Source organism: Pseudomonas sp. SCB32, from assembly GCF_009189165.1.
Taxonomy (GTDB): Bacteria; Pseudomonadota; Gammaproteobacteria; order Pseudomonadales; family Pseudomonadaceae; genus Pseudomonas.
The window spans coordinates 6253906-6279213 of sequence record NZ_CP045118.1 but is presented as its reverse complement, the minus strand read 5'-3'; the positions used below and the strand labels follow the sequence as shown (position 1 = coordinate 6279213).

General features: G+C 66.5%; 22 protein-coding genes. 11 read left to right on the top strand and 11 right to left on the bottom strand.

Going from position 1 to position 25308, the window contains the following annotated elements:
* Positions 1-85: 85 nt before the first annotated feature.
* Positions 86-640 (top strand): GNAT family N-acetyltransferase, encoded by a 555-nt coding sequence (locus GA645_RS28555; RefSeq protein ID WP_152227777.1) that lies wholly within the window; start codon positions 86-88, stop codon positions 638-640.
* Positions 641-661: 21 nt separating this feature from the next.
* On the opposite strand, the gene GA645_RS28550 is transcribed toward GA645_RS28555, so the two are convergent.
* Positions 662-2035 (bottom strand): pitrilysin family protein, encoded by a 1374-nt coding sequence (locus GA645_RS28550; protein WP_152227775.1) that lies wholly within the window; start codon positions 2033-2035, stop codon positions 662-664.
* A 193-nt stretch (positions 2036-2228) separates the two neighbouring features.
* Here GA645_RS28550 and GA645_RS28545 point away from each other — a divergent pair, with 193 nt between their 5' ends.
* Positions 2229-3185: an NAD-dependent epimerase/dehydratase family protein gene (locus GA645_RS28545; protein ID WP_152227773.1), complete on the top strand. Its 957-nt coding sequence runs from the start codon at positions 2229-2231 to the stop codon at positions 3183-3185.
* Positions 3186-3271: 86 nt separating this feature from the next.
* On the opposite strand, the gene GA645_RS28540 is transcribed toward GA645_RS28545, so the two are convergent.
* Both GA645_RS28540 and GA645_RS28535 read right to left on the bottom strand, forming a co-directional pair.
* Positions 3272-4306, bottom strand: coding sequence for an AraC family transcriptional regulator (locus tag GA645_RS28540; RefSeq protein WP_152227771.1), 1035 nt, complete (start codon positions 4304-4306; stop codon positions 3272-3274).
* A 105-nt stretch (positions 4307-4411) separates the two neighbouring features.
* A complete protein-coding gene (locus GA645_RS28535) occupies positions 4412-6124 on the bottom strand; it encodes a Na/Pi cotransporter family protein (protein WP_152227769.1) in 1713 nt (570 codons plus the stop codon).
* 368 nt (positions 6125-6492) lie between these two features.
* Between GA645_RS28535 and GA645_RS28530 the strand changes: the two genes are divergently transcribed.
* Positions 6493-6978 carry an LEA type 2 family protein gene (locus GA645_RS28530; RefSeq protein ID WP_152227767.1) on the top strand — a complete coding sequence of 162 codons (486 nt, stop codon included), beginning with the start codon at positions 6493-6495 and terminating at the stop codon, positions 6976-6978.
* 63 nt (positions 6979-7041) lie between these two features.
* Here GA645_RS28530 and GA645_RS28525 read toward each other — a convergent pair whose 3' ends face one another.
* The 6 genes from GA645_RS28525 to GA645_RS28500 all read right to left on the bottom strand — a co-directional run bounded on the left by GA645_RS28525 (position 7042) and on the right by GA645_RS28500 (position 14828).
* On the bottom strand, positions 7042-7803 hold the full coding sequence (locus GA645_RS28525) for a TerC family protein (protein WP_152227766.1): 762 nt from the start codon (positions 7801-7803) through the stop codon (positions 7042-7044).
* Between the two features lie 15 nt (positions 7804-7818).
* Complete coding sequence (locus tag GA645_RS28520) at positions 7819-9123, bottom strand: CitMHS family transporter (RefSeq protein WP_152227764.1); 1305 nt, start codon at positions 9121-9123, stop codon at positions 7819-7821.
* A 333-nt stretch (positions 9124-9456) separates the two neighbouring features.
* The gene (locus GA645_RS28515) at positions 9457-10428 is read right to left on the bottom strand and encodes an AEC family transporter (protein WP_178119639.1); all 972 of its coding nucleotides are present in this window, start codon (positions 10426-10428) and stop codon (positions 9457-9459) included.
* Between the two features lie 82 nt (positions 10429-10510).
* A complete protein-coding gene (locus GA645_RS28510; RefSeq protein WP_152227760.1) occupies positions 10511-12907 on the bottom strand; it encodes a carbohydrate-binding family V/XII in 2397 nt (798 codons plus the stop codon).
* A 179-nt stretch (positions 12908-13086) separates the two neighbouring features.
* Entirely contained in the window at positions 13087-13557 is a 471-nt protein-coding gene (locus tag GA645_RS28505) for a nuclear transport factor 2 family protein (protein WP_152227758.1), read from the bottom strand.
* A 296-nt stretch (positions 13558-13853) separates the two neighbouring features.
* Positions 13854-14828: a GlxA family transcriptional regulator gene (locus tag GA645_RS28500; RefSeq protein WP_152227756.1), complete on the bottom strand. Its 975-nt coding sequence runs from the start codon at positions 14826-14828 to the stop codon at positions 13854-13856.
* 235 nt (positions 14829-15063) lie between these two features.
* On the opposite strand from GA645_RS28500, the gene GA645_RS28495 reads away from it, so the two are divergent.
* The 5 genes from GA645_RS28495 (at position 15064) to GA645_RS28475 (ending at position 19766) form a co-directional block, all read left to right on the top strand.
* Positions 15064-16002, top strand: a complete 939-nt coding sequence (locus GA645_RS28495; RefSeq protein WP_152227754.1) for a choline ABC transporter substrate-binding protein — start codon at positions 15064-15066, stop codon at positions 16000-16002.
* Positions 16003-16069: 67 nt separating this feature from the next.
* Positions 16070-16954: a 3-keto-5-aminohexanoate cleavage protein gene (locus GA645_RS28490; RefSeq protein WP_152227752.1), complete on the top strand. Its 885-nt coding sequence runs from the start codon at positions 16070-16072 to the stop codon at positions 16952-16954.
* Positions 16955-17221: 267 nt separating this feature from the next.
* The gene (locus GA645_RS28485) at positions 17222-18187 is read left to right on the top strand and encodes an L-carnitine dehydrogenase (protein WP_152227750.1); all 966 of its coding nucleotides are present in this window, start codon (positions 17222-17224) and stop codon (positions 18185-18187) included.
* 166 nt (positions 18188-18353) lie between these two features.
* Entirely contained in the window at positions 18354-18827 is a 474-nt protein-coding gene (locus GA645_RS28480; RefSeq protein WP_152227748.1) for a thioesterase family protein, read from the top strand.
* A gap of 6 nt (positions 18828-18833) precedes the next feature.
* On the top strand, positions 18834-19766 hold the full coding sequence (locus GA645_RS28475; protein ID WP_152227746.1) for an alpha/beta hydrolase: 933 nt from the start codon (positions 18834-18836) through the stop codon (positions 19764-19766).
* Here the strand turns inward: GA645_RS28475 and GA645_RS28470 are convergent.
* On the bottom strand, positions 19763-20392 hold the full coding sequence (locus GA645_RS28470) for a c-type cytochrome (protein WP_152227744.1): 630 nt from the start codon (positions 20390-20392) through the stop codon (positions 19763-19765). The two genes, GA645_RS28475 and GA645_RS28470, sit on opposite strands and share 4 nt — an antisense overlap.
* A 16-nt stretch (positions 20393-20408) precedes the next feature.
* Positions 20409-21641, bottom strand: coding sequence for a molybdopterin-dependent oxidoreductase (locus tag GA645_RS28465; protein ID WP_152227742.1), 1233 nt, complete (start codon positions 21639-21641; stop codon positions 20409-20411).
* A 291-nt stretch (positions 21642-21932) separates the two neighbouring features.
* Here GA645_RS28465 and GA645_RS28460 point away from each other — a divergent pair, with 291 nt between their 5' ends.
* From GA645_RS28460 to GA645_RS28450, 3 genes are all read left to right on the top strand, one after another.
* Positions 21933-22817: a LysR family transcriptional regulator gene (locus tag GA645_RS28460; RefSeq protein WP_152227740.1), complete on the top strand. Its 885-nt coding sequence runs from the start codon at positions 21933-21935 to the stop codon at positions 22815-22817.
* Positions 22818-23102: 285 nt separating this feature from the next.
* The gene (locus tag GA645_RS28455) at positions 23103-23351 is read left to right on the top strand and encodes a hypothetical protein (protein WP_152227738.1); all 249 of its coding nucleotides are present in this window, start codon (positions 23103-23105) and stop codon (positions 23349-23351) included.
* A 166-nt stretch (positions 23352-23517) separates the two neighbouring features.
* Positions 23518-25218 carry a ShlB/FhaC/HecB family hemolysin secretion/activation protein gene (locus GA645_RS28450; protein ID WP_152227736.1) on the top strand — a complete coding sequence of 567 codons (1701 nt, stop codon included), beginning with the start codon at positions 23518-23520 and terminating at the stop codon, positions 25216-25218.
* Positions 25219-25308 lie beyond the last annotated feature (90 nt).

Here is a 25308-nt window from a genome sequence, read left to right as displayed (position 1 = left end):
GGCTTGACGCAAGTCAGGCTTGCCCGCGCGTGGAGGGCGAAGGATAGGGTCATCCCAATCCCTCTTCGCCAGCGGAGACCACGTCATGATGACCCACAGCAACCCTGCGGAGCTTGCAGCCCTCGCGGCTGTAGGCGCCGATCACTGGATAGAGACCCTCGATGACGGCAGCCATGTGCTGATCCGCCCGCTGCGCTCGGAAGACCGGGAACGCGAGCGCCTGTTCCTCGAGCGTCTGTCGCCCATGACCCGCAAATTCCGCTTCCACGGCGAGGTGAAGATCGACGACAAGCTGCTCGACCGCCTGATGGACGTGGATTACCAGCGCACCATGGCCTTCATCGCGCTGACCCATGTCGACGGTGAGCTGCGGGAGGTCGGCATCAGCCGTTACGCGGCGGTGGATGGCCAGCAATGCGAGTGTGCGGTGACCATCGCCGATGAGTGGAAGCAGCTGGGCCTGGATGTCGCGCTGATGCGCCACCTGATCGATGTCGCCAAGCGCAATGGCTTCAGCCAGATGTACTCCATCGACTCTTCCATGGACCGCGACATGCGCGACATGTCCCGTGAGCTGGGCTTCCGCGCCCAACTCGATCCGGAAGACGCCTGCCAGGTGGTTCGTCGCCTGGCCCTGTAAGTTCCCTGCTCCGGCGGGGCCTCAGCCTCGCCGGCGCCACAACGCCAGACCCAGCAGCACGGCAACCAGCAGCGTCGCCACGGCGGCCAGCGGATAGACGGCATCGTCGTCGAGCAATGGCTTTTCGATACGCAGGTAGCCGTCATCCTTGAACAGCTGCTGTGCCAGCTCGTTCACCTGCTGCAGGCTGACCTTCGCCAGGCGTTTGTCCTCGTCGGGGAAGCGACCGTCGTCGAAATCCGCCAGTGCTCCCCAGTAATAGTCCGCCAGCGTCGAGTTACCCGGTGTACTCCAGGCCAGCTGGGCGCGGGCCACGCGCTGGATTCGGCTGAAGCGCGCCGGGTCCAGGCCGTCGTGGCGAATCTTGTCCACCACCTCGCGCAATGCCTTGAGCGTGGCGTCCTGGTCGTCACGCTCGATGTCGGCGTTCAGGCTCAGGAATCCCTGGTTGGCCCAGGCGCTGCGCTCGCTCCACGGACCGTACGACAGCTCACGGCGCACCCGCAGATCGGTATAGAGCGCATCGTTCAGGTAGGCCTGCAGGAGGTCGAGGGACGCGCCATCGGCGTCTTCGGGCTCCGGGAATATCCAGTGCAGTACCGCGCTTTCGCCGAACAGGCTGGTGGTCAGCGTGCGCTGGCGCTCGGCGGGACCCTTCATCACCGGCACCTCGCGGCGTTCCGGGGTGTCGTGATCGACCAGCGCGCCATAACTGTGGCCCAGATACACCGGCAGGCGCGGGTCGAGGTCACCGACGATGATCAGCGTCATGTTGCTCGGCACGTACCAATCCTTGCGCAACTGCTCCAGCTGCTCCTGGCTCAGGTGCCCGACCGGTGCGCGCTCGGCGCAGGCGAGGCCCAGCTCTACGGCGAGCTGTTCCTGTCCGGCGCGGCTGACGTTCTGGTGGTCGAGCCAGCGCTGCAGGTGCGAATAATGGCCGCCGTCCTCCCGCACCAGCACCTGCTTGGCCGAAGCGATCTTGTGGGCATCCAGCTGGGTGCGGGTGATGGCTTCCAGAAGCAGGTCGAGCACCTGGCGCTGGGTGGCGGCCGGCGACTCGACGACGAAGGCAGTATCGCCTTCACTGGTATAGGCGTTCCACTGGCCACCCAGGGCCTGCATGCGGGCTTCCAGGTCGGCTTCGTCGCCGCCGTCCAGGCCGCTGAAGAACAGGTGTTCCATCAGGTGCGGCAACTGGCGGTCATGACAGGAAAAGTCGCTGAAGCCGACGCCGACGATCAGACGGATGGCGACGTGGCCCTTTTCGCGGGTGGGCTTGAACAGTACGCCCATGCCGTTTGCCAGCTGATAGGCCTCGACCGTCTGTCGCTGATCGGCGTGCGACCAACCAGCAAACAGCAGGGACAGCAGGGGTAACAACAACCAGCGCATGAGCGGAGCCTGAACGCAAAGCGACGAGAATAGCGGATTGACCGGCGCGAACCTACCCGTTATCCGCTCTACGGCTGGCCTCTTGCATCATCGCCGATGACTTCTATCGTCACTGTGGGGGGAGCGAGGCGGAATTACCCTCTGGTCACGGCGGATCACGCCGTGGTCGTGGATGAAGCGATTTGGAGGCTCCATGCGTGTCCTGATTACCGGTGCGGCCGGTTTCCTTGGCCAGAGTCTGCTCAACGACCTGGCTGTGCAGCATCTCGACTGGACACTGATCGCAGCCGATGTCCGCTGCCTGAGTCTGCAGGGGCTGCGCCCGAACATCGAGCCGCTTCAGCTGGACATCAGCGTGCCCTCCAAGGTGAGGCACTGCATGGATAAATGGCGCCCCGATGCGATCGTGCACCTGGCCGCGGTCATCAATCCTCCGCGCGAGATGACCGAGGCGCAGCTATACGCCATCGAGGTCGGCGGCACCAAGACGCTGATCGAAGCCGCCTGCGAAGCTGGTGTGCAGCAGCTGATCGTCACCAGTTCCGGAGCTGCTTACGGCTATCACCCCGACAACGCCGAGTGGATCGACGAGAGCCAGCCGCTGCGGAGCCATCCGCGCTTCCTGCATGTGCGCCACAAGCAGGCAGTCGAGCAGTTGCTGGCCGATATGCGCAAGCGTTATCCACAGCTCAAGCAACTGGTCCTGAGGCCGGGCACCATCCTCGGCCGGCGTGTGCATAACCCACTCATCGAACTGTTCGGCCAGCGCAAGCTCCTGGGCGTCACCGGCCATCCCAGCCGCTTCGTATTCATCTGGGACCAGGATGTGGTCAACGTCATCCGCCAGGGGCTGGAGCAGGGCCGCGAGGGCATCTACAACCTGGCGGGCGATGGTGCGCTGTCGCTGCGCGAAATCGCGGAACTGCTCGGTAAACCCTACCGAGCCTGGCCGGCCCCACTGCTGCGCGCCGGGCTTGGCCTGCTCAAGCCGCTGGGGCTGTCGCCGTACGGCCCGGAACAGGTGGACTTCCTGCGCTACCGGCCGGTGCTGGACAACCGCAGGCTCAAGGAGGAGTTCGGTTATCAGCCGCGTTACTCCAGCCGGGAAGCGTTCCAGGCATTCCTCGATGCCCGTGGCATGAACGGCTGACCTCCAACCCTGTCGATCAGTCTGTGTATAACTTGTAGATAAACCTGTGAAAAGCGGCCCGTGGCGGAGTTCAGGGCCGCAGGCCTTCAGCTGCCCGAGAGGCGGCGCCGCTGGCGGTACTCGCCCGGCGTCAGGCCTGTCCAGTGACGGAAGGCACGGAAGAACACGCTGGGTTCGGAATAGCCGAGCAGCGCGGCGATGTCGGTGGCGGGCAAGTTGCCCTCGCTGAGATAGCGCTCCGCCAGTTGCCGCCGGGTGTCGGCGAGCAGCTGTTGATAACTGCTGCCTTCTTCCGACAGGCGCCGCTGCAGGGTGCGCTCGCTCAGGCCCAGCTCGTTGGCCAGCGCCGCGCGACCCGGTTCGCCGCGGGTGAGTTGCTCGCTGAGCAGGGCGACGACCCGGCCGCTGACGCTGGCGCTGGGCAGGCGCGCCAGCAGACCTTCGGCGTGTTGGCGCAGCAGATCGCGCAGGGGCGCATTGGCCTGCGGCAGGGCAACGCCGACGATGGCCTTGGGCAGGCCCAGGGCATAGTCCTGGGCCTCGAAGTGCAGTGGGCAGGCGAAGGCCGTTGCGTAGTCGTCGAGCTGTTCCGGCGGGCTGTGCATGAAACGGCAGCCGGCAAGCTGCAGGGCGGGCAGCAGCGCCTTGAGCTGGCGCGCCCAGAATCCCAGCAAGGCCAGGGCGCGGGCGCGGGTGGCGGGCTGCTCGGGATTGAGCGGGCGGTAGGCGACCCAGATGACCTCGGGGTGCGCCTCGATCGTCACCTGTCCGCCTTCGCCTACCAGGCGCTGATAGCGCAGGGCCGACTCCAGGGCTTCGCCCAGGGTCGTGCTGCTTTGCAACAGGTAGCCCAGGGCGCTGAAGGACGCCGGCGACAGTGCACGGCCCAGCGCCAGGCCGGGCTCAGGGTTGGGCAGGCGGGCCTGGATCGTTTCCCAGAGCCGCTCCTGGTAGGGGAATTCGATGCGCGCGTCCGGATCGCCGAGCTGGGCTTCCTTCAGACCGCTGGCGGCGAGCAGCGCATCGCGGTCTAGACCCAGGCGGGCCGCGGCCAACAGCACGGCCTGGGTCAGGCTGGCGCTGACCGAGGGGGTGCGGTGTGTTTGAGAGCGTTCGTCCATGGCGGCGAATTCTGCCCTAACCCTGGGCCGGGGGTAACCTGTTGTTCGCGGCTCCGCGCGGCGCCCGGTGACTGCCGCGCGGAAAGGCCCGGTCGTTGCCCTGGTTCAACCGGTCACCCGTGAGCTGGGTGTCGGTGATTGCTGTGCCTGCAACGGCTCGACTTCAGGTTCGACGAAGTCCTCGGCTTCGCTGACGTCTCGCGCGCTATCGTCCGGGTTGTCCAGCACAGCATAGGCAATGGCGCAGAACAGCGAGTTCAGGCGCTTCATGTCGCTGATCAGGTCCAGGTGCAGCGAGCTGGTCTCGATGCTTTGCACCACCTGCTGGCGCAGGCGATCGACGTGGGCATGGGCGTAGTGGCGCTCCTGCAGGCGGAAGCGCTGCTTGGCCCGGCGCAGGCGCCGGGCGCCTTCCTGGTTGCCGTTGAGGAATACCGACAGGGCGAGGCGCAGGTTGCTGACCAGTTGTCCGTGCAGCGCGGTGATCTCTTCCAGGCCGTTGTCCGAGAACGAGCGGCTGCGCGAGGTCTTCTTGTCCTGCACGGCGCCGAGCATGTGCTCGATGATGTCGCCGGCCTGCTCCAGGTTGATCGTAAGCTCGATGATCTCCGCCCAGCGGCGGCTGTCGCGCTCGCCGAGGTCCTCGCGAGGCATGCGCGCCAGGTACAGCTTGATCGCGGTATAGAGCGCGTCGACATCGTCATCCTGCTTGCGGATCTGCTTGGCGAGCAGGGGATCGCCGCTGTGGATAACCTGCATCAGGTGATTCAGCATCTGCTCGACGATATCGCCCATGCGCAGGGTCTCGCGCACCGCGTTGACCAGCGCCAGGCTCGGCGTGTCCAGCGCCGCCGGGTCGAGGTGGCGAGGCCGCACGGTGTCTTCGGGCGACTGCCGGTCAGGCATCAGCCGCGTGCACAGCTGCGCCATCTGTTCGGTGAGCGGCAGGCAGGCCAGGCAGCGGGTGGCGTTGTAGAGCACATGGAAGGCGATCACCAGCTCCTGGGTTCGGAACGGCCAGTCGTCCATCCAGTGGGCCACCGGCCCCACCAGCGGCAGCACCAGCAGGCAGCCGGCGAACTTGAACAGCAGGCTGCCCAGCGCCACGCGCCGGCCGGCGGCATTCTGCGAGGCCGAGCTGATCAGGGCGAGGATGCCGCTGCCGAGGTTGGCGCCGACCACCAGGCACAGCGCGACCTTCAGCGAGATCACCTTGGACGTGGCCAGGGTCGCTGCGAGCAGCACGGCGGCCAGGCTGGAGTAGGAGATCATGGCGAACAGCGCGCCGGTCAGCGCATCGAGCATCACATCGCCGGTCAGGCTGGAGAACAGCACCTTGACGCCCTTGGCCTGGGTCATGGGCTCGGCGGCGGCCACGATCAGTTGCAGCGCCAGGATGATCAGCCCCAGGCCGATGAATACCCGGCCGAGTTGCCCGGCGCGGCTCTGCTTGCGGCTGAGGAAGAGGATCACCCCGAAGAAGATCAGCAGCGGCGAGAGCCAGGACAGGTCCAGCGTCAGCACTCGCGCCATCAGCGCCGTACCGACATCCGCACCGAGCATGATCGCCAGGGCCGGCGCCAGCGCCATCAGGCCGGTGGCGACGAAGGAGGTGGCCAGCAGCGCAGTGGCGTTGCTGCTCTGCACCAGGGCCGTCACGCCGATGCCGGCGGCGAAGGCCAGTGGCCGCTTCTGCACGCTGTGGCTCAGCACGCGGCGTAGATGGGTGCCATAGACCCTGAGAATACCGGTGCGGACGATATGCGTGCCCCACACCAGCAGGGCGACGGCAGAGAGCAGATCGAGCAGTTTGAGCATGTCGGGCCCCCTCACGCTTTCCGGGGCCGCTGACCTCAACAGCCCCCGACGACCTCGCCCGCAACCCGATAGCGCGGAAGGCCGATAAGGACACGGCAGCGTTCAGGCGTTGTCATCCAACTCTTTGGGTAGACCCGTGTTTTTCCCTTGGGGTTCGCCAAATGCCTGATTCGCTGGGGTTCCTGTGCTTGAGTAAAGCTGATCCTGTGCCATCGTGCGGCATGATGTGGCAGCGAGACGGCGAACGGTTCACCGCGTGCGTCTGGCCCGGAACAGAGGCTCTGCCATACCCTGTGGGTAAATGACCGGAACAGCAACGCGCCGGGCATCGGCCCGGCGAATGGACCATCCATCAGCAAGGAGTGTGCATGCGAGGTATTCGGGAAATCCTGCGGCGAGGCGGACTGATCACCCTGCTGCTGGCGCTGGGCGCGTGCAGCACCCTGTTCGGCGGTCGCGACCCGTTGCGGGTCGACCTGGTCGGGCTGGAGCCCATCGCCGGGCAGGGCATGGAGGCGCGCTTCGCGGTGAAGCTGCGAGTGCAGAACCCCAATGAGGACGCCATCGACTACCACGGCATCGCCCTGGACCTGGCGGTGAACGGCCAGCCGCTGGCCAGCGGGGTCAGCGATGCCAGCGGACAGGTGCCGCGCTTTGGCGAGAAAGTGATCAGCGTACCGGTGAGCATCTCGGCGTTCTCCGCCATCCGCCAAGCCTGGAGCCTGTCCGGCGGGCCGCCACGCCAGGGCATGCCCTACGAGATCAACGGCAAGCTGGCCGGTGGGCTGTTCGGCACGGTGCGCTTTTCCACCAAGGGCGTGCTGAACTGGCCGCAGCCGGTCGCGCGCCCTTGAAGGCATCAGCCTGTGGATAAACCGGGCTGTGGCTAGCCCGGTCGGGAGTCGCCCGGCTGTGGCTCAGGCGCCGGGAATATCCTTGCGCAGCTTCACCGGCTCCACGTCCTTGCGGCCGCGCAGGGTGCGCATGCGGATGTTCAGCGCTTCCACCGCCAGCGAGAAGGCCATGGCGAAGTAGACATAGCCCTTGGGCACATGGACTTCGAAGGCCTCGGCGATCAGCACGGTGCCGACTACGATCAGGAAGGACAGCGCGAGCATCTTCAGCGACGGGTGCTTGTCGATGAAATCGCTGATGGCGCCGGCCGCCAGCATCATCACCAGCACGGCGACGACGATCGCGGCGACCATCACCGGCACGTTGGAAACCATGCCCACGGCGGTGATCACCGAATCCAGGGAAAACACGATGTCGATGATGGCGATCTGGATGATGGTGCCGACGAAGCCGCCCATCATGCTCCCGGGCTCGCCCTCGGCTTCGTCCTCGCCTTCCAGGCCGTGGTAGATCTCGGTGCTGCTTTTCCACAGGAGGAACAGGCCGCCGAAGAACAGGATCAGGTCACGCCCGGAAATCCCCTGGCCGAAGACGTGGAACAGGTCGGCGGTCAGGCGCATCACCCAGGTGATCGACAGCAGCAACAGGATGCGCGTGACCATCGCCAGCGCCAGTCCGAAGAAGCGCGTGCGCGGCTGCATGTGCTTGGGCATGCGGCCGACCAGGATGGAGATCATGATGATGTTGTCGATGCCCAGGACGATCTCCAGGGCAGTCAGGGTGAAGAACGCAATCCAGATTTCGGGGCTGGTCAGCCATTCCATTGCGGGTTACTCGAGTCAGTCGTTGAACAGGGGGAACAGGCCCAGGGCGAGGGCGGCGGCGAGGATCGCCAGGCAGACCAGCACGGCCCATTTGAGGGTGAAGCGCTGGTGGTCGCCGAAGTCCACCTTGGCCAGGCCTACCAGCAGGTAGGTCGAGGGCACCAGTGGGCTGAGCAGGTGTACCGGCTGGCCGACGATGGAGGCGCGGGCCATTTCCACCGGGGTGATGCCGTACTGCGCGGCGGCCTGGGAGAGTACCGGGAGCACGCCGTAGTAGAAAGCGTCGTTCGACATGAAGAAGGTGAACGGCATGCTCACCAGCGCCGTGATGGTCGCAAGATACGGCCCCAGCGATGGCGGAATCACCGCCAGCAGGCCCTTGGACATTGCCTCGACCATGCCGGTGCCCTGCAGGATGCCAGTGAACACCCCGGCGGCGAAGATCAGCGAGACCACCGCCAGAACGTTCTCAGCGTGTGCGCCGATGCGTTTCTTCTGCTCCAGGATGCAGGGATAGTTCACGATCATCGCGATCCCGAAGGCGATCATGAAGAGAACCGGCATCGTCAGAAGACCGGCGATCAGCGTGGCCATCAGCACCAGCGTGAGGGCGCCGTTGAACCACAGCAGCGTCGGCCGACGTGCGTCGGGATACTGCGAGACGCTGACCTCGGCCAGAGCCTGGTTATCGGTCGGCAGGTGCAATTCGCCCAGGCGGGCGCGCTCGCGTTTGCCGTAGACCCAGGCGATGGCGAAGATCGCCACGATGCCGGCGAGCATGGCCGGGATCATCGGCACGAAGATGTCCGCCGGGTCCACGTGCAGCGCGCTGGCCGCGCGCGCGGTGGGGCCGCCCCAGGGCGTCATGTTCAGCACGCCGCTGGAAAGCATGATCAGACAGGCCATCAGCAGCGGGCTCATGCCCAGACGGCTGTAGAGCGGCAGCACGGCGGCCACGCAGATCATGTAGGTGGTCGAGCCGTCGCCATCGAGCGAGACGATCATCGCCAGGGCGGCAGTGCCCATCGAGACCTTCAGCGGGTCACCTTTCACCAGCTTGAGGATCTTGCGCACCGCCGGATCGAACAGGCCCGAGTCGATCATGATGGCGAAGTAGAGGATGGCGAACATCAGCATCACCCCGGTCGGCGCCAGGGTGCGGATGCCGTCCAGCATCATCGGCCCCAGGCCCTTGGCGAAGCCACCGAGCAGGGCGAAGGCGATCGGGACCAGGATCAGCGCGATCAGCGCCGACAGTCGCTTGGTCATGATCAGGAACATGAAGGTCGCCACCATGGCGAAGGCGAGGAAAGTCAGCATGGGGATAACTCCGTGTCGGCGCGGGATCAGCGAAGGCTGTGGATGAATGGGCGCGGAGCGGACGGAGCGGGGGAGGACAGGCAATGGAACATGGCGATCACCGATTGTTGTTTTTGTGCGGCCGGGAGGGCCGAGGGCGGCGATGCTAGGGGTTCAAGCTTTCAGCAGGCTTTCGCGTGGTGGTGCCGTTGATCGGGGGGCGAAGGAGCGGCGTGTGGATAAGTTTCAGGTGCCAGGGATTTACCCGTAGGAGCGGGCCATGCCCGCGATTTTCGTGGCACCGACCTACCGGTCGGATAGCGGGCATGGCCCGCTCCTACAGGGGAAAGGCAATCAGGCCAGCGCCTGGATTGCCCCCATCACCACCAGCAGGCTGGCGCCCGCCAGCAGCGTCTGCAGGGTGATGATCCCCGCCATCAGATGGCTTTCGCCGCCCAGCTGGCGGGTGAGCACGTAGGCCGTCGGCGCGGTGGGCAGGGCGAAGAACAGCACCAGCAGGGCGCTTTCCAGCGTCGGCAGGGCCAGCAGACGGGCGATGGCGAAGGCCAGCAGCGGCATCGCCAGCAGGCGGATCGCGCAGTTCCAGCCCAGTGCCGAGACCTCCGCGCGCAGTTCCTGCGGTTGCAGTGCCGCGCCCACGCAGAGCAGGCCCAGTGGCAGGCTCGCTACCGCCAGCAGGTTGAGCAGACGGTCGCTGCCGCCGGGCAGGCCGATGCCGCTCACATTGAGCAGCGCACCGACCACGCAGGCGAGGATCAGCGGGTTCTTCACGATCGGCAGCAGCAGTCCGCGCAGGCTGATGCCGCGTTCGGCGGTCAGGGCCCACACCGACATCACGTTCACCGTCGGCACCATCAGCGCCAGCATCAGAGCGGCCAGGGTCAGCCCCGGCTTGCCGTACAGGCTGCCCACGGCGGCCAGTCCCAGGTAGGTGTTGAAGCGCAGCACACCCTGGGCGATGGCGCCGAAGCGCGCCGCGCTCCAGCCGCGCAGGCGCTTGACGATCAGCAGGGCCACCCACGCGGCACCCAGGCCAAGCATCACCGCCAGCGCCTGACGGGCCAGGCCGGGATCGTTCAACGGCGCATTGGCCAGGCTGCTGGCCAGCAACGCGGGGAACAGGAGGAAGTAGTTGAGCCGCTCGGCGGCGGGCCAGAACGCCTCGCCGGGGAATCCCTTGCGACGCAGCACATAGCCGCCGACGATCAGCGCGAACAACGGCCAGAGGGCCTGGAACAGAGCGGTCACGGCGACCCCGCGAGGTGGGTGGAAGCGGGCATCTTGCCGAGCCGGCGAGGGAGAGATCAAGGCGTGTGGATAAGTTCCTCAGCCTTGCTCGCCAGGTTTTCCACAGCCGTTCAGGGTGTGGAAAACCTTGTCCACAGCGTCAGCGACGGAATCCGCCGCCGCCGAAGTGCCCTCCGCCGAACCCGCCGCCGCCCCACTGACGCTGGGTCTGGCCGAAGCGCTGCTGGCCGACCTGGCGGGATTGCATCTGCTGGTCGAGCTGGCTGCGTACGTTGCTCTGGCTCGGCTGGACGGGCTGCCAACCGTTGCTGGTGTGCTGCTGCCAGCCGCCATCCTGGGTGTGCTGGTAGACGTTGCCATCATGGCCGGCGTAGACGTCGCCGTTGTTCCAGGCCACGCCATTGCCGGTGCGACGGTTGTAGCTGACGCCCTGGTGCTGGTGGTCGAAGCTGCTTGGGTCGTCGTTGACGTTACCCTTGATGCCGTTCTGGGCGATGGTGGTGCGGCCGGTCTGCGCGTTGTGCGTGGCCACCTGGCGGCCCGCTTCGAAGTTGCCGTTGTCGTGGTCGATGGCGGCACCGCTGCGGCCCGCGCCGGACATGCCGGTGGAAGCATTGGCGTAGGCGCCCCGGCGGCCGGCTGCGCTCTGGTTGGTGTAGGGGTTGAAGGCCGCGCCCTGGGTGCCCTGGAAGTGCGTGCCGGTGCGCGGGTTGTAGCCGACCGCCGAGCTGCCCTGCCACTGGGTGCCGGTCCAGCCGTTGTAGCCGTAGGCGTGGCTGACCGAGCCCTGGCCCCAGCGCCCGTAGAAGTTCGCCTGGTTGATGTTGGTATAGCTCCAGCCGCCGGCCGGGTAGGGACCCCAGTACGGGCCCCAGTAGGGTTGTGGCGCGCCCCAGTAGGCGCCGGCGGCATAGCCGAAGGCGAACCCGGTCAGCGCGCCGACGGCAAAGCCGGCGCCGTAGCCGTAGGTCGGTGGGTAGCCGTAGTACACGGTGCTGCTGACGTACGCCGGATAGGTGTAGCCGGTACCGTAGACCACGGTGCCCGAGCTGTTCACCACCACCCCCAGGTAGCCGGGCGTGTAGCCCACGACCACGGTCTGCGGGGTGACCGAGTAGATGTGCACGTAGGTCACGTAGTACACCGGCGAGCTGGGTGGGATGCTGTAGATCACCGCCGGCACTTCGGTTGCCACCTGCCAGGCGCCAGCGGCGCTGGGGGAGACGAACCAGACGCCATTGCTCACCGCGTAGAATTGGTTGGGCGCCACTTCGATCACCGGCGTCGGGCTGTTCACCGCGTAGTGCAGGCTGGTGCCGCTGATCGGCTGGAAGTTCGGCGTGCCGTCGTAGTTCACCTTCAAGGTCGTCTTGCTGCGCGAGACGGTGGCGGTCTGCGGGATGCTCGCGGCGATGGCGGCCTCCTTGGCCTGCGGCGTGCCGGGCACCGAAACCAGTACGTTGGCCTTCGGGTCCTTGGGCGAGATCTTGGCGAAATCGGCGGGCAGGTCCTTGCCCTCGACATAGCGCCACGGGCCCTTGTCACCGGGGCCGCTGAACCAGCGGCCGGAGACCAGCACGTACCAGGTGTTGTGGGTGGGGTCGACGAACACCGCGTGGTCGGCGTTCTGCATGGTCAGCAGGCTGACGCCGTCGACCGGGGCCATCTGCGCGGTGCCGTCGCTGACGATCAGTTCGGTGGGCTGGGTGGCGACCAGCACCGCCGGCGCCTTCGCCGGCGCCTTGCCGTCCTTGGGCAGTAACGCATCCACCGGGCCGTTCTTGCTGGCGATCTGCTGGGCGTTGAGCAGCGCCTGGGGCGGCTGGCTCAGCACCAGCCAGTTACCGTCCAGCGACTGCGACGTGTACCAGTTACCTGCCGCGTGCAGGTAGTTGTTGCCCTGGGCGTCACGCAGGATCAGCACACGGCTGTTGATCACATGCTCGAAGTCGCTGCCCGGGAGCGAATGCCAGTCCGGCTGGCCGTCGATCATCACCAGCACGGTCGGGGTGGCGGCGAAAACGATCTGCGGCGCGTCGTTCTTCACCTCGACGTGACGCAGCTTGTCCAGCTGCTGGTTCACCGCGTAGCTGGCCTGGAGCTCGTCCAGGGAGACGGTCAGGCCGTCCTTGGGCAGGTGCGCCACCAGGGCGTCGTGCACCTTGCCGACGCTGTCCGGCTCGGTGGGGACTTCCACCTTGTCGATGCGGATATCGGTGAGCTGCACCAGGCCGCTGGCCTTGTCGACGGCGGCGGCGGCGGAGAACTGCGCCACGCCATAGGTCGGCGCGGCGTTGGCGGCGCCCACGGCAATCGCGGCGCGGCCGCTCATGCGGGCGCCGTCCCAGGTTTCGATCTGGGGCTGGAAGATCTGCACGTGCTGATCACCCAGGGCGAAGTCGCGCGGCCACTTCAGCTCCGTGGCGGCTGGTGCCTGCGCGGCGGGTGGCGGGGTATCGGCCGCCATTGCAATGGGGAGGCCGTGCGCCAGGCCGATGGCCAGGGCAAGGGATGACAGGAGCGGGCGTAGAACCATGGTAGGAACCTTCCTTGAAAGAGCTGCGTTCAACGATAGTGCAGCGCCAGCGGTATGCGCGGACTTGCATTGCTGGTTTCCCATGCTGGCGCAAATTCGTGAGCAGGCGAACAGATTCCCACGCTGCAACCCCATAGATAGACGCTCTACGAGTTCCCTGCCGTCCCGTCTCCTGCCGGTTACAGCCCCAGATCGCTTAGCGACGGATGATCGTCCGGCCGGCGTCCTTGCGGCCAGCGGAACAGGCGCTGGTCCTCGCGGATCGGCAGGTCGTTGATGCTGGCGCGTCGCTCGGCCATCAGGCCGTTCTCGTCGAACGCCCAGTTCTCGTTGCCGTAGGAGCGGAACCAGTTGCCCGAGTCGTCGTGCCACTCGTAGGCGAAGCGCACCGCGATACGGTTGTCGGTGAAGGCCCAGAGTTCCTTGATCAGTCGGTATTCCAGTTCGCGGACCCATTTGGCCGTGAGGAACTCGACGATCTGCTCGCGGCCCAAGAGGAAGGTCGCGCGGTTGCGCCAGTGGCTGTCCGGTGTATAGGCCAGCGAGACGCGCTGCGGGTCGCGGCTGTTCCAGGCGTCTTCGGCGAGGCGGACTTTCTGGATGGCGGATTCCCGGGTGAACGGGGGAAGAGGGGGACGGGCTTCGCTCATGATGGTCTCCGGTAGGCAGTGAGGGTTGGAACCTGGTCTCCATACTCCGCCTGGCCCCTGATGGGGTAAATGACGGTGATCCCACGGATATTGCCAATCACGCTTTGGCGGTCTTTCCGTACGGCAATGCCCCCTGTAGGAGCGGGCCCTGCCCGCGAATCGCGCGCATGGCCCGCTCCTACACCGTTTTCTGGGTGATTCCCCTTCGGGCCAGCGCTTGCGCTGAACGCACTTCAGTGCGGCCCGAAGGGTGAGCGCAGCGAATAGCCCAAAAGACAGTTGCTCCTTCAAGGACATCAGGCCGGCGGGGAAACTGCCTTCGCAGTCGTCTTGCGCAACCCCACCCGGTCTTGGCTCGGGCACACCCCGAACTTCGCCCGGTAGCTGCGCGACAGGTAGGAGGGTGTCTCGAACCCACAGGCCACGCCGACCTCCAGCACGCTCATGTCGGTCTGTCGCAATAGCTGGCGCGCCTTGTCCAGGCGCAGGCCGAGGTAGAAGTTCGACGGCGTGTCGTGCAGGTACAGGCGGAACAGCCGCTCCAGCTGGCGCCGGGTGACCCGGATGTGTTCGGCCAGCTCCAGTGTGGACAGCGGTGGCTCGGTGTGGCGCTCCATCTCGCCGATCACCTGCACCAGCTTGCGATTGCTCACCCCATAGCGGCTGGCCACCTGCAGGCGCTGGTGATCCTGGCGGGTGCGGATGCGACCGACCACGAACTGCTCGGAGACCTGCACCGCCAGCTCCGGGCCGTGGGCCTGGGCGATCAGGTCGAGCATCAGGTCGATGGACGCCGTGCCGCCGGCGGAGGTGATGCGCGGGCCGTCGATCTCGAACAGCTCCTGGGTCGCCTCCACTTGTGGATAAGTTTCCCGGAAGGCCTCCAGCGCCTCCCAGTGCACCGTGCAGCGCTGGCGCGCCAGCAGCCCGGCCTCGGCGAGCACGAAGCTGCCGGTGTCGATACCGCCCAGGGTCACGCCGTCGCGGTCGAGCCGCTTCAGCCAATGCAGCAGCGCCGGGGTGCAGGCGCGCAGCGGTTCGAAGCCCGCCACCACCAGCAGCGTGTCGCCCGGCTTGAGCGCTTCCAGGCCGCTGTCGGCATTCATCGACATACCGTTGCTGGCCAGCACCGGCCCGCCGTCGGGGCTCATCAGGTGCCAGCGATACAGCTCGCCGCGAAAGCGGTTGGCCACGCGCAGCGGCTCCACGGCGGAGACGAAACCCATCACGGAAAAGCCGGGCAACAGCAGGAACCAGAAGTCTTGGGACATGGCGGGTACCGTGCGATTCAAGGCGGCCGGGAGGCGTCCGATTGGCGCGTTCGATTGGCATAGTGCAATTCGCCGGCGCTGGCAATCGGGGAGGTCGCTGCTGTGCAAGAGCTGGTCGCCCCAGTGCGATTCGTGGGGGCTTTGGCTGCGTAACGTGAACACCAGTCCCGCCGTGAGGGACCGCATGACAAACAACAACGATAACCAACGTCGCAAAGACCTTGTGGGAGATGTCATGAAGTCAACGATCAAAGCGGTCGGCTGCGCCGCGCTGTTAGTCGCCGCCAACACCACCTGGGCCGCCGAGCCCGCGCAATGCCAGAACGTGCGCATGGGATCGGTGAACTGGACCGACGTGGTGGCCAGCAGTGCCATCGCCGAAGCCGTCCTCGATGGCCTGGGCTACAAGGTCAAGCAGACCAGCGCCTCGCAGCAGATCGTTCTTGCCGGCATGGCCGACAAGCAGCTCGACCTCTTCCTCGGCTACTGGCAGCCGACCATGCAACCGGTCGCCAAGCCCTACCTCGACAAGCAGCAGATCGAAGTCATCACCCCGCCGACCCTGCCCGACGCGCAGTCCACCTACGCCGTGCCGACCTACGTCTACGACGGAGGCCTGAAAACCTTCGCCGACATCGCCAAGTTCAAGGACAAGCTCGACAACAAGATCTATCTGATCGAGCCGGGCAGCGGTTCCAACCGCATCACCGCGGACATGATCGCCAAGGACAAGTTCGGCCTGAAGGGCTTCCAGATCGTCGAGTCCAGCGAGGCCGGCATGCTCACCGCGGTCAAACGCGCCATCAAGCGCAATCAGTGGGTGGTGTTCTTCGGCTGGAAGCCGCACCCGATGAACCTGCAGATCGACATGAAATACCTCACCGGCAGCGACGACGTGTTCGGTCCCAACGAAGGCTCCGCCACCGTCTCGATCATGACCGCCAGCGGCTACCAGCAGCAGTGCGGCAACGTCGCCAAGCTCCTGCACAACCTGAGCTTCACCAGCGAGCAGGTCAGCCAGGTGATGGCGCCGATCCTCGACCGCACGCAGCCGGTGGATGCCGCCAAGGCATGGCTCAAGGCGCACCCCGAGTCCCTGCAGAAGTGGCTCGACGGCGTGACCACCTTCGACGGCAAGCCCGGCCTCGGCGCCGTCCAGATCTCGCTCAAGTAACTCCCTGCAGGACTCCCTGCGCACCGCCGCGCAGGGGTTCCGCTCGACCACAAGAAGGAGTGCCACCGTGAACTACGAAGTCATCGTCACCTGCGCGGTGACCGGCGCCGGCGACACCGTCGGCAAGCACCCGGCCATCCCCGTCACCCCCAAGGAAATCGCCGCCGCCGCCATCGAGGCCGCCAAGGCTGGCGCCACCGTCGCCCACTGCCACGTCCGCGACCCGCTGACCGGCAAGCCCAGCCGCGACGTGAACCTGTATCGCGAAGTGGTGGAGCGCATCCGCGAGAGCGACACTGACGTCATCATCAACCTCACCGCCGGCATGGGCGGTGACCTGGAGATCGGCAAGGGCGAGCGGCCGCTGGAGTTCGGCGCCGGCACCGACCTGGTCGGCCCGATCGAGCGCCTGGCCCACGTCGAAGCGCTGCTGCCGGAAATCTGCACCCTGGACTGCGGCACCCTCAACTTCGGCGACGGCGACTTCATCTATGTCTCCACCCCGGCCCAACTGCGTGCCGGTGCCAAGCGCATCACCGAGTTGGGCGTGAAGGCCGAGCTGGAAATCTTCGATACCGGCCACCTCTGGTTCGCCAAGCAGATGCTCAAGGAAGGCCTGCTGGAAGACCCGCTGATCCAGATCTGCCTGGGCATCCCGTGGGGCGCCCCGGCCGACACCACCACCATGAAGGCCATGGCCGACAACATCCCCGACGGCCTGACCTGGGCGGGCTTTGGCATCGGCCGCTCGCAGATGCCCATGGTCGCCCAGGCCATGCTGCTGGGCGGCAACGTGCGCGTGGGCCTGGAAGACAACATCTGGCTCGACCGTGGCGTGCATGCCAGCAACGGCCAACTGGTCGAACGCGCCATCGAGATCATCGAACGCCTCGGCGGCCGCGCCCTGACCCCGGCCGAGGGGCGCAAGAAGATGAACCTCAAGCCGCGCTGAAGTACGGCTTCTCTGGATCCCCGCCTTCGCGGGGAAGACGCCCGGTGTGCTGGCTGGTCATGGGTGGTTCCCACTGGCCCGAAAAACTCCAGCCCCCGGCGTTCTGGCTTCCTTTCACGTCACCCCCGCAAACGCGGGGATGACGCACGGTGTGCTGGCCGGTCAGGGGGGCCCACTTGCCCGACAAATCTCCAGCTACCGGCGTCCTGGCTTCCCTTCACGTCTCCCCCGCGAACGCGGGGGCCCAGAAAATGGCAGGTGCTTTCCATGTCCTTCATCACCCAAATCAAAACCTTCGCCGCGCTCGGCAGCGGCGTCATCGGCAGCGGCTGGGTAGCCCGCGCCCTGGCCCACGGCCTCGACGTCATCGCCTGGGACCCGGCCCCCGGCGCCGAAGCCGCGCTGCGCGCGCGCATCGCCAACGCCTGGCCGGCTTTGGAAAAAGCGGGCCTGGCCCCCGGCGCTTCGCAGGAGCGCCTGCGTTTTGTCGCCACCATCGAAGAGTGCGTACGCGACGCCGACTTCATCCAGGAAAGCGCCCCCGAACGCCTCGACCTCAAGTGCGAGCTGCACACCAGGATCAGCGCCGCCGCACGTCCCAGCGCGCTGATCGGCTCCAGCACCTCGGGCCTGCTGCCCAGCGAGTTTTACGCCGACGCCACGCACCCCGAACGCTGCGTGGTCGGTCACCCGTTCAACCCGGTCTACCTGCTGCCCCTGGTGGAAGTGGTGGGCGGCGAGAAGACCGCGCCGGAAGCGGTGCAGGCCGCCATCAAGGTCTACGAATCCCTCGGCATGCGCCCGCTGCACGTGCGCAAGGAAGTCCCCGGCTTCATCGCCGACCGCCTGCTCGAAGCCCTGTGGCGCGAGGCACTGCACCTGGTCAACGACGGCGTCGCCAGCACCGGCGAGATTGACGACGCGATCCGCTTTGGCGCCGGCCTGCGCTGGTCCTTCATGGGCACCTTCCTCACCTACACCCTGGCCGGCGGCAACGCCGGGATGCGCCACTTCATGGCCCAGTTCGGCCCGGCGCTGCAGTTGCCCTGGACCTACCTGCCGGCCCCGGAGCTGACCGAAACCCTGATCGATCGCGTGGTGGAAGGTACCTCCGAACAGCAGGGCTCGCGCAGCATCGCCGAGCTGGAACGCTACCGCGACGACTGCCTGCTGGCGGTGCTCGGCGCAATCAAGGAGACCAAGTCGAAACACGGTTTCGCTTTCGCCGACTAAGAGCCCGCCAGGATTTGCCGCGCGTCGGCATGACGGCTCCTCGCCTTGTCCTGCGCCAGCTCGCGAAATCCTGATCAGGTTCTACCCTCAGTACTTCCACCCGCTCCTGACCACCCCCTCTCCCTCTGGGAGAGGGCTGGGGTGAGGGCCTGACGGACGCCACGCCATGCACGCCCTGAAAACCTACGAAACCCCCATCCTCTGTGAGTGGACCGACTATAACGGCCACCTGCGCGATGCCTTCTACCTGCTGCTGTTCAGCTACGCGACCGATGCCCTGATGGACCACCTGGGCCTGGATGCGGAAAACCGCGCCGAGACCCACAACTCGCTGTTCACCCTCGAAGTCCACCTCAACTACCTGCACGAAGTGAAGGAAGGCGAACAGGTCGAAGTACGCACCCAACTGATCGCCCACGACCGCAAGCGCCTGCACGTTTTCCACAGCCTGCACCGCGCCGGCGAAGACCTCGCCCTGGCCGCCAGCGAACAGATGCTGTTGCACGTGAGCCTCGACGGCGGCGCACGTTCGGCGCCCTTCGAAGGCGAAGTGCTGGAGCGCGTGCTGCAGCTGGCCGAGGCGCACCGCCCACTGCCGCGCCCGGACTACGTGGGGCGCACCATCGGCCTGCCAGGATGACCACCGATGACACGACGCTATCCGCTGTCTGACGCCATGCACGCCTTCGTCGCCCGGACGGAATCCTTCGCCGTGGCCGACACCTCCCTCGCCGCCCAGCGTGAAGGCTATGACCGGATGGCCGCCGCCTTCGCGCCGCCACTCCCGGCGCGGTTGTCGATTCGAGATGTGCAGCCGGATGGCCTGGTCGACCTGCGTCTCTACCGGCCCGAGGGATCGTCCCCGAGCGCAGGTTGGCCAACCCTGCTCTACCTGCACGGTGGTGGATGGGTGCTGGGTAATGCGCGCAGCCACGACATGATCTGCGCCGAACTGGCCGCTGAACTGGGCATTCTGGTGGTCGCCGTCAGCTACCGGCTGGCGCCGGAGCATCCCTATCCTGCCGCCCTGCACGACAGCCTGGCGGTGTGGCGGTGGTTGCGCAGTGACGGCCTGGATGAGCCTGTGGATAAACAGCGCATGCTAGTGGCCGGCGACAGCGCTGGCGGCAACCTCAGCGCCGCACTCTGCCTCGCCTTGCGCGATGGCGGCGAGCCGCTGCCACGCGCCCAGGCGCTGATCTATCCCGCATTGGGCAATGCCGACACCCCCTCGCGTGACAGCTGTGCCGATGCGCCGCTGTTGTCCCGCGCCGACCTCGACAACTACCTGGCGACCTACATTTCCCGCCCCGCCGACTGGCACGACCCACTCGCCCTGCCATTGCTGGCGCCGGACCTGAGCGGTCTGCCGCCGGCCTTCGTCGGCGTCGCCGAATTCGATCCCCTGCGCGACGACGGCGAGCGTTACTGCATGGCGTTGCGCGAGGCCGGAGTCGACAGCGAGTTCTTCCCCGGTCATGGCCTGGTGCATGGCGCCTTGCGCGGGCGCGGCGTGGACGAGGTGGAGGCCCTGTACCGGGCGCTTCACCGAGCGCTGCAGGGCTTCCTCCGCGATTAGGGCGTGGGCTGGCCGAGGATGAACTCGGCGAGTGTCTTCAGTTGCGCATCGTCCAACGCCGGGAAGGGCGGCATCGGGATCTGCCCCCAGCGACCGACCCCGCCCTGGCGAATGTGTTCGGTCACACTCTGCAGCGCCTGCGGATCATCCCGGTAGCGCCCTGCCACCGCCTGGTAGGCCGGGCCGACCACGGTGCGGTCGAGCGCGTGGCAACCCAGGCAGCCGTTGGCGTCGAGCAGGCTGCGGGCATCCTGCTTCGCCGGGCTGGGCGTCGCCGCCTGCGCGGCGACAGTCTGCGCATGGGGCTTGCCGGAATAGGTATCGGCCAGATAGGCCGCGATCACATCGGCCTGCTGGTCGTCGACGGGCGCCCCGTAGGCGTGCTGCATCTTCGCCACTTCGCCGCGCCATTGGCTTTCGCTCATGCCCGGAGGCTGCAGCAGGATGTAGTCCGCCGAATGGCAAATGGTGCATTTCTGGTTGGCGATGGCGTAGCCGGGCAGCTCCGACGGCGTCAGGCGCGCGGTTTCCTTGGGCAACTCGATGCTCACCGGCTCGGCGCTGACGGCCGTTGCCGCCAGCAGGCCGGCGCAGGCGAGCGCGAGCAGGAATCTGATTGCAGGCATGGCAGGCGTTCCCGTTCTAGATGATGTGCAACGGCAGTGATTCGATCGAGTGACGGGCATAGCCGCCGGGGTTCCAGGTCGGCTCCGTCGGCTGCGTGTCGCCCCGTGCGTTCCGGGCCCGCACTTGCAGGTGAATGACCCCTCTCTGGCGCGGCTTCCACTCGGTGCGCCATTCGCGGAAGGAGTAGTTGCCCAGGTCTTCGCCGAGTCGCGTGGGCAGCCAGCTGCGCCCGCCGTCATCGGAAATCTCCACGCTGCGGATGCCGCTGCCGCCATCGAAGGCGATCCCGCGCAGGGCCTGGTTCTGCCCCAGGTGAAGGGTCTGGCCCTCGCGCAGGCTGGTCACGAACGAGCGCACCGGCAGGCGGCCGATGGGGCGGCTGCTGGTCAGCGCGCTGCCGGCCGGCAGGCACTGGCAATCGTTATCGGGGACCCGGTAGGCCTTCTGCATGAAGAAGCCGTCGAATTCGTGGTCGATGACCTCGATCTCGCTCAGGTGCTTGATCCAGTAGGTACCGAAGTAACCCGGCAGCACCAGGCGGATCGGATAGCCATTGAGCAGGGGCAGGTCCTCGCCGTTCATACTCCAGGCGATCAGTGGTTCGGCGCTCAGCGCGTGCTCGATATCGATGGCCTTGGTCATGCTCGGGGTGGCCGGCAGCACGGGCTGGTCCAGCCCACGGAAGGTGACCTGGCGCGCGCCATCCAGCACACCGGCATGGTTCAGCAGCGTGCGCAGCGGCAGGCCGACCCAGCGCGCATTACCCATCGAACCGTGGCCCAGCTGGGCACCGAAGACCCGTGGCTCGAAGTAACCGCGGCTGTTGCCGGAGCACTGGTTGACGGCGACCACGGTGACGGCCTCGCCCAGCGACTTCAGCGTCGCAAGGTCGAGGTCCAGCGCCTGGCGCACCTGGCCATGCACGCGCAGGCGGTAGTCGGCCGGGTCGATGCGGGTGGGAATGTTGGCCAGGTGATAGCGCACGAAGAAGGCGTCGTTGGGCGTCAGCAGGCCCTCGTCGAACACCTCGAAGGGCGTTTCCAGGTGCGGCGGACGCGTGGTGATGCGCATCAGCGGGCGCTTCTGCGGATAGGCGATCAGCTCCCGATCGCCATTGCCGAAGGGCTGCCGGGCGACGTTTGCCGCCAATACCTGGAGCGGTTGGGTGGCCAAGCCCGCACCCGCGAGCAGGGCGGCCTGGAGGAACTGGCGGCGATCGAAGCCGCCACTCTGCCGGGAATCACTCATGCGCTCGGCTCCTTCATACCAGGACCAGTCGGAGCAGGACGCAGGCGCCGTTGCAGGACGGCCACGCGAGCATTCCGGGGAGGACCGCCGCGCAGGCCAGGGCAGCGCCCAGAGGCAGGCAGAACAGCGGGGTGCGGTACCGGGCCAGTGGTCTGGTTTCGGTTTCGACAGTGAGGGTGTGCATCCTTCGCTCCTCAGGTGAGGTCACGGGGAGCACGGTAAGTGCCGGGTATTAATTTGTTAAATGAATAGTTCCTGTATTAAATACCTGAAAAACAGGTAGATAAGCCCATGGCCCTCAGCTTTCGCCAGCTCCAGATCTTCTGCGCAGTGGCCCGCACTGGCAGCACCACGGCTGCGGCGGAATCCATTTCGTTGTCGCAGTCGGCCACCAGCGCCGCCCTCAACGAGCTGGAGTCGCAACTCTCCACGCGCTTGTTCGACCGGGTCGGCAAGCGACTGCAACTGAGCGAGGTCGGCCGCCGCTTCCTGCCCCAGGCGCAACGCCTGCTGGATGCCATGACGCAGCTGGAACAGCAGTTCACAGCTTCTGATATTCCGCAGGCGAGCCTGACGGTGGCGGCCAGCAGCACCATCGGCAACTACGTGCTGCCGCGCCTGCTGGCGTCGTTCGACCAGGTGCAGCCGGGTGTGCGGGTGAACGCCCACATCGGCAATACCGGTGCGGCGGTGAGCGACGTGGTGGCCTTCGCCGCGGACATCGGCCTGATCGAAGGCCCCTGCCACGAGCCAGGGCTGCTGGTGGAGCCCTGGCTGGAGGACAGCCTGATCGTGGTGGCGGCGCCGGGACACCCGTTGGCGTCGCACACGCAGGTCTCCCGCGAGGCGCTGCGCCGCGCCCGCTGGCTGCTGCGCGAGCCGGGCTCGGGCACGCGCGAGGAGGTCAGCCACGCCCTGCTGGGCCACCTGCACTACCTGGAGGACAGCCTGGACCTGGGCAGCTCGGAAGCCATCAAGCACAGCGTCGCCGCTGGGCTGGGGATCAGCTGCCTGTCGCGCTGGGTAGTGGAGGAACAGCTTGTGTCGGGAAAGCTGGTGGAACTGCGCAGCAGCCTGCCACCGCTGCGGCGGCGCTTCTACATGCTGCGCCAGCGCTGCAAGTTCCTCTCGCCGGGCTTCGAGTCCTTCTGGCAGCACTGCCGCACGGTCGTCTAGCCATCGACGAGCGATTGCGCGAGGGCAAAAAAAATCCCCTGGGACGCCCGACGCGTGACAGGGGACAAAGCGAGCCGGTGTCGGCCTCTCAGTGTGTTCAAAGCCCGGGCCGGCACGGCGCGCGGGTTCTGCATGGCTTGGAGTCTGCCTGTCGGGTTGTTGGTGCGGTTAGCCGAAAACGACCTGTGCTTGCCCGTTGAGGACATTCCGTCGGCCGGGTGCTTGCCGCCCCTCGCCGGGCTTACCAGAATCGGTGGAAACCAAGCCGCTCCCAGGAGAACTGCCATGATGCACGCCGACCTGATCGACCAGGACGATTTCCGTGAACGCCTGCAGGCGCTGGGCTTCGCCGTACCGCCGGACGTCAGCGCGGAGCAAGCCTGCGAATACGCCGTGCGCGCCCTGACCCCGGAACGCTCCATGGCCCTGCGCCGCCTGGTGGAAGAACTGCTGGTCGGCAACGCCACTCTGCTGCCCGCCGTGCGCGAGGCGATCTCCCGCCAACTGCTGCCGGCGTTGGTGCCCAAGCCGTGACGATCCGGCGCACGGGAGAATGGCTCCTGTGCGCCGATTTTCATCAAAATGGGAAATGTCTTACATCCAAGGCGGGTGGCGGCCTGTAGATACCATGTTTCATTTATGATCGTATCGACCCTTTGGGGTGAGCTGGCCGGCTCGCCAGATGAAAGGGATCGAAAGGATGCACGTTCTTTACCGTGGCTGGATGCCGCTCCTGGCATTCTGCATTGCCTCGGCCGCTCTTGCCGCGCCACTTCCATCGCCGGGTGACAACGACCTTCAGCGCCAGCGCCAGGAGCAACTCCTGCGCGAACAGCGTCAGCGCCTGGAGGAACTCCAGCAACTCCCCGGCCAGGCGCCCGCCGAGGCGCCGATCACCGCCGCGCCGGATACGCGCTGCTTCACCATCCGCGCCATCACCCTCGAAGGCGCCGAGCACCTCGACGAGCGCTCCCGTGAAGCCTTGCTCGCGCCCTACCGTAATCACTGCCTGGGGGTCAGCCAGCTCAACGAGCTGCTCAAGGCCATCACCGACAACTATCTTGGCCGTGGCTTCGTTACCACCCGCGCCTACCTGCCGCAGCAGGACCTTTCCAGCGGCGAGCTGAAGGTCATCGTGGTCGAAGGCCGCTTCGAAGGCTTCGACCAATCCGAGCTGGCTTCGCCGCGAGAGCTGGCGATGACCTTCCCCGGCCACGCCGGCGACCTGCTGAACCTGCGCGACCTGGAGCAACTGGTCGACCAGATCAATCGCCTGCCCTCGCGCCAGGCGCAGATGGAACTGGTGCCGGGCAAGGACGTCGGCGGCAGCCGCGTGCAGCTCAAGGGCGAGCGCAGCAAGCCCTGGCGCGTGTCGGCCAGCCGCGACAACAACGGCGACTCCACCTCCGGCGAACAGCAGGCCGGCGTCGGCCTGGACTGGGACAGCCCGCTGGGCCTGGCCGACCAGTTCGGCCTGCGCGCCGGGCAGGACGTGGTCAGTGACCACTGGAAACACTCCGACAACCAGAGCCTCTGGTACAGCGTCCCCTACGGCTGGTGGACCTTCAACTACAGCTACAGCCGCAACTATTACCGCACCCGCAACGAGGACTCCGGCTTCGCCTTCAAGTACGACGGCGATAACGAGACCCACCAGTTGGGCGCCGAGCGGGTGGTCCACCGCGACGACGTGAGCACGACCGCCGTCAACCTGGGCCTCAGCCACCAGCGCACCCGCAACTACATCGACGACACCCTGCTGGACGTCTCCAGCACCCAGCTCAGTGAATTCCGCCTGGGCGTCAACCATGGCCGGCGCGTCGGCAGCGCCTTCGTCAACCTGGATGCCGGCTGGCAGCGCGGCATTGGCGCCTTCGGCGCGCAGGATGACGACCACGATGCGGCACCGGGTGCGCCCAAGGCCCGCTACAGCAAATACAGCCTCACCCTGAGCTACCTGCAGCCCTTCACGCTGTGGGACGAAGCCTTCAGCATCGAGAGCCTCGCCACCGGCCAGCACAGCGAAGACGCGCTCTACAGCCCCCAGCGCATCAGCCTGGGCGGCCTCACCTCGATACGCGGCTTCAAGGACCAGACCCTCTCCGGCGACTCCGGCTACTACTGGCGCAACCATTTGCGCTGGCGCCGCGCCGTGACCTGGGAGCCGCTGCTGCCCTGGCTGCAGGAATACGGCGTGGCCTACGCCTACGACTTCGGCGCCATCGAGCGCGGTCGCTACAACCCGGAGCTCTCCGGGCGCATGAGCGGCCAGGGCGTGGAGTTCAGCGCGCGCGGGCAGTACGCCGCCGCCGCCGTGACCTTCGCGCACTCGCTGGAGCGCCCCGACATCGTCGATCACGGTGAGCACCCCATCTACTTCCGGGTCGATTTGTTCTTCTGACGGATGAGGATGTGTCAGACGGCAAGTTGGGAAAGCACCGACTCGGCTAAAAAATGACCTGAAGCTAGTGTTGCGTCCCGGTTTCCGTGA

Bases quoted from the DNA above. Each gene is read 5' to 3' on its own strand.
- GA645_RS28555 (WP_152227777.1), top strand. From the start codon at position 86: ATGATGACCCACAGCAACCCTGCGGAGCTTGCAGCCCTCGCGGCTGTA.
- GA645_RS28550 (WP_152227775.1), bottom strand. From the start codon at position 2,035: ATGCGCTGGTTGTTGTTACCCCTGCTGTCCCTGCTGTTTGCTGGTTGG.
- GA645_RS28545 (WP_152227773.1), top strand. From the start codon at position 2,229: ATGCGTGTCCTGATTACCGGTGCGGCCGGTTTCCTTGGCCAGAGTCTG.
- GA645_RS28540 (WP_152227771.1), bottom strand. From the start codon at position 4,306: ATGGACGAACGCTCTCAAACACACCGCACCCCCTCGGTCAGCGCCAGC.
- GA645_RS28535 (WP_152227769.1), bottom strand. From the start codon at position 6,124: ATGCTCAAACTGCTCGATCTGCTCTCTGCCGTCGCCCTGCTGGTGTGG.
- GA645_RS28530 (WP_152227767.1), top strand. From the start codon at position 6,493: ATGCGAGGTATTCGGGAAATCCTGCGGCGAGGCGGACTGATCACCCTG.
- GA645_RS28525 (WP_152227766.1), bottom strand. From the start codon at position 7,803: ATGGAATGGCTGACCAGCCCCGAAATCTGGATTGCGTTCTTCACCCTG.
- GA645_RS28520 (WP_152227764.1), bottom strand. From the start codon at position 9,123: ATGCTGACTTTCCTCGCCTTCGCCATGGTGGCGACCTTCATGTTCCTG.
- GA645_RS28510 (WP_152227760.1), bottom strand. From the start codon at position 12,907: ATGGTTCTACGCCCGCTCCTGTCATCCCTTGCCCTGGCCATCGGCCTG.
- GA645_RS28505 (WP_152227758.1), bottom strand. From the start codon at position 13,557: ATGAGCGAAGCCCGTCCCCCTCTTCCCCCGTTCACCCGGGAATCCGCC.
- GA645_RS28500 (WP_152227756.1), bottom strand. From the start codon at position 14,828: ATGTCCCAAGACTTCTGGTTCCTGCTGTTGCCCGGCTTTTCCGTGATG.
- GA645_RS28495 (WP_152227754.1), top strand. From the start codon at position 15,064: ATGAAGTCAACGATCAAAGCGGTCGGCTGCGCCGCGCTGTTAGTCGCC.
- GA645_RS28485 (WP_152227750.1), top strand. From the start codon at position 17,222: ATGTCCTTCATCACCCAAATCAAAACCTTCGCCGCGCTCGGCAGCGGC.
- GA645_RS28480 (WP_152227748.1), top strand. From the start codon at position 18,354: ATGCACGCCCTGAAAACCTACGAAACCCCCATCCTCTGTGAGTGGACC.
- GA645_RS28475 (WP_152227746.1), top strand. From the start codon at position 18,834: ATGACACGACGCTATCCGCTGTCTGACGCCATGCACGCCTTCGTCGCC.
- GA645_RS28470 (WP_152227744.1), bottom strand. From the start codon at position 20,392: ATGCCTGCAATCAGATTCCTGCTCGCGCTCGCCTGCGCCGGCCTGCTG.
- GA645_RS28465 (WP_152227742.1), bottom strand. From the start codon at position 21,641: ATGAGTGATTCCCGGCAGAGTGGCGGCTTCGATCGCCGCCAGTTCCTC.
- GA645_RS28460 (WP_152227740.1), top strand. From the start codon at position 21,933: ATGGCCCTCAGCTTTCGCCAGCTCCAGATCTTCTGCGCAGTGGCCCGC.
- GA645_RS28455 (WP_152227738.1), top strand. From the start codon at position 23,103: ATGATGCACGCCGACCTGATCGACCAGGACGATTTCCGTGAACGCCTG.
- GA645_RS28450 (WP_152227736.1), top strand. From the start codon at position 23,518: ATGCACGTTCTTTACCGTGGCTGGATGCCGCTCCTGGCATTCTGCATT.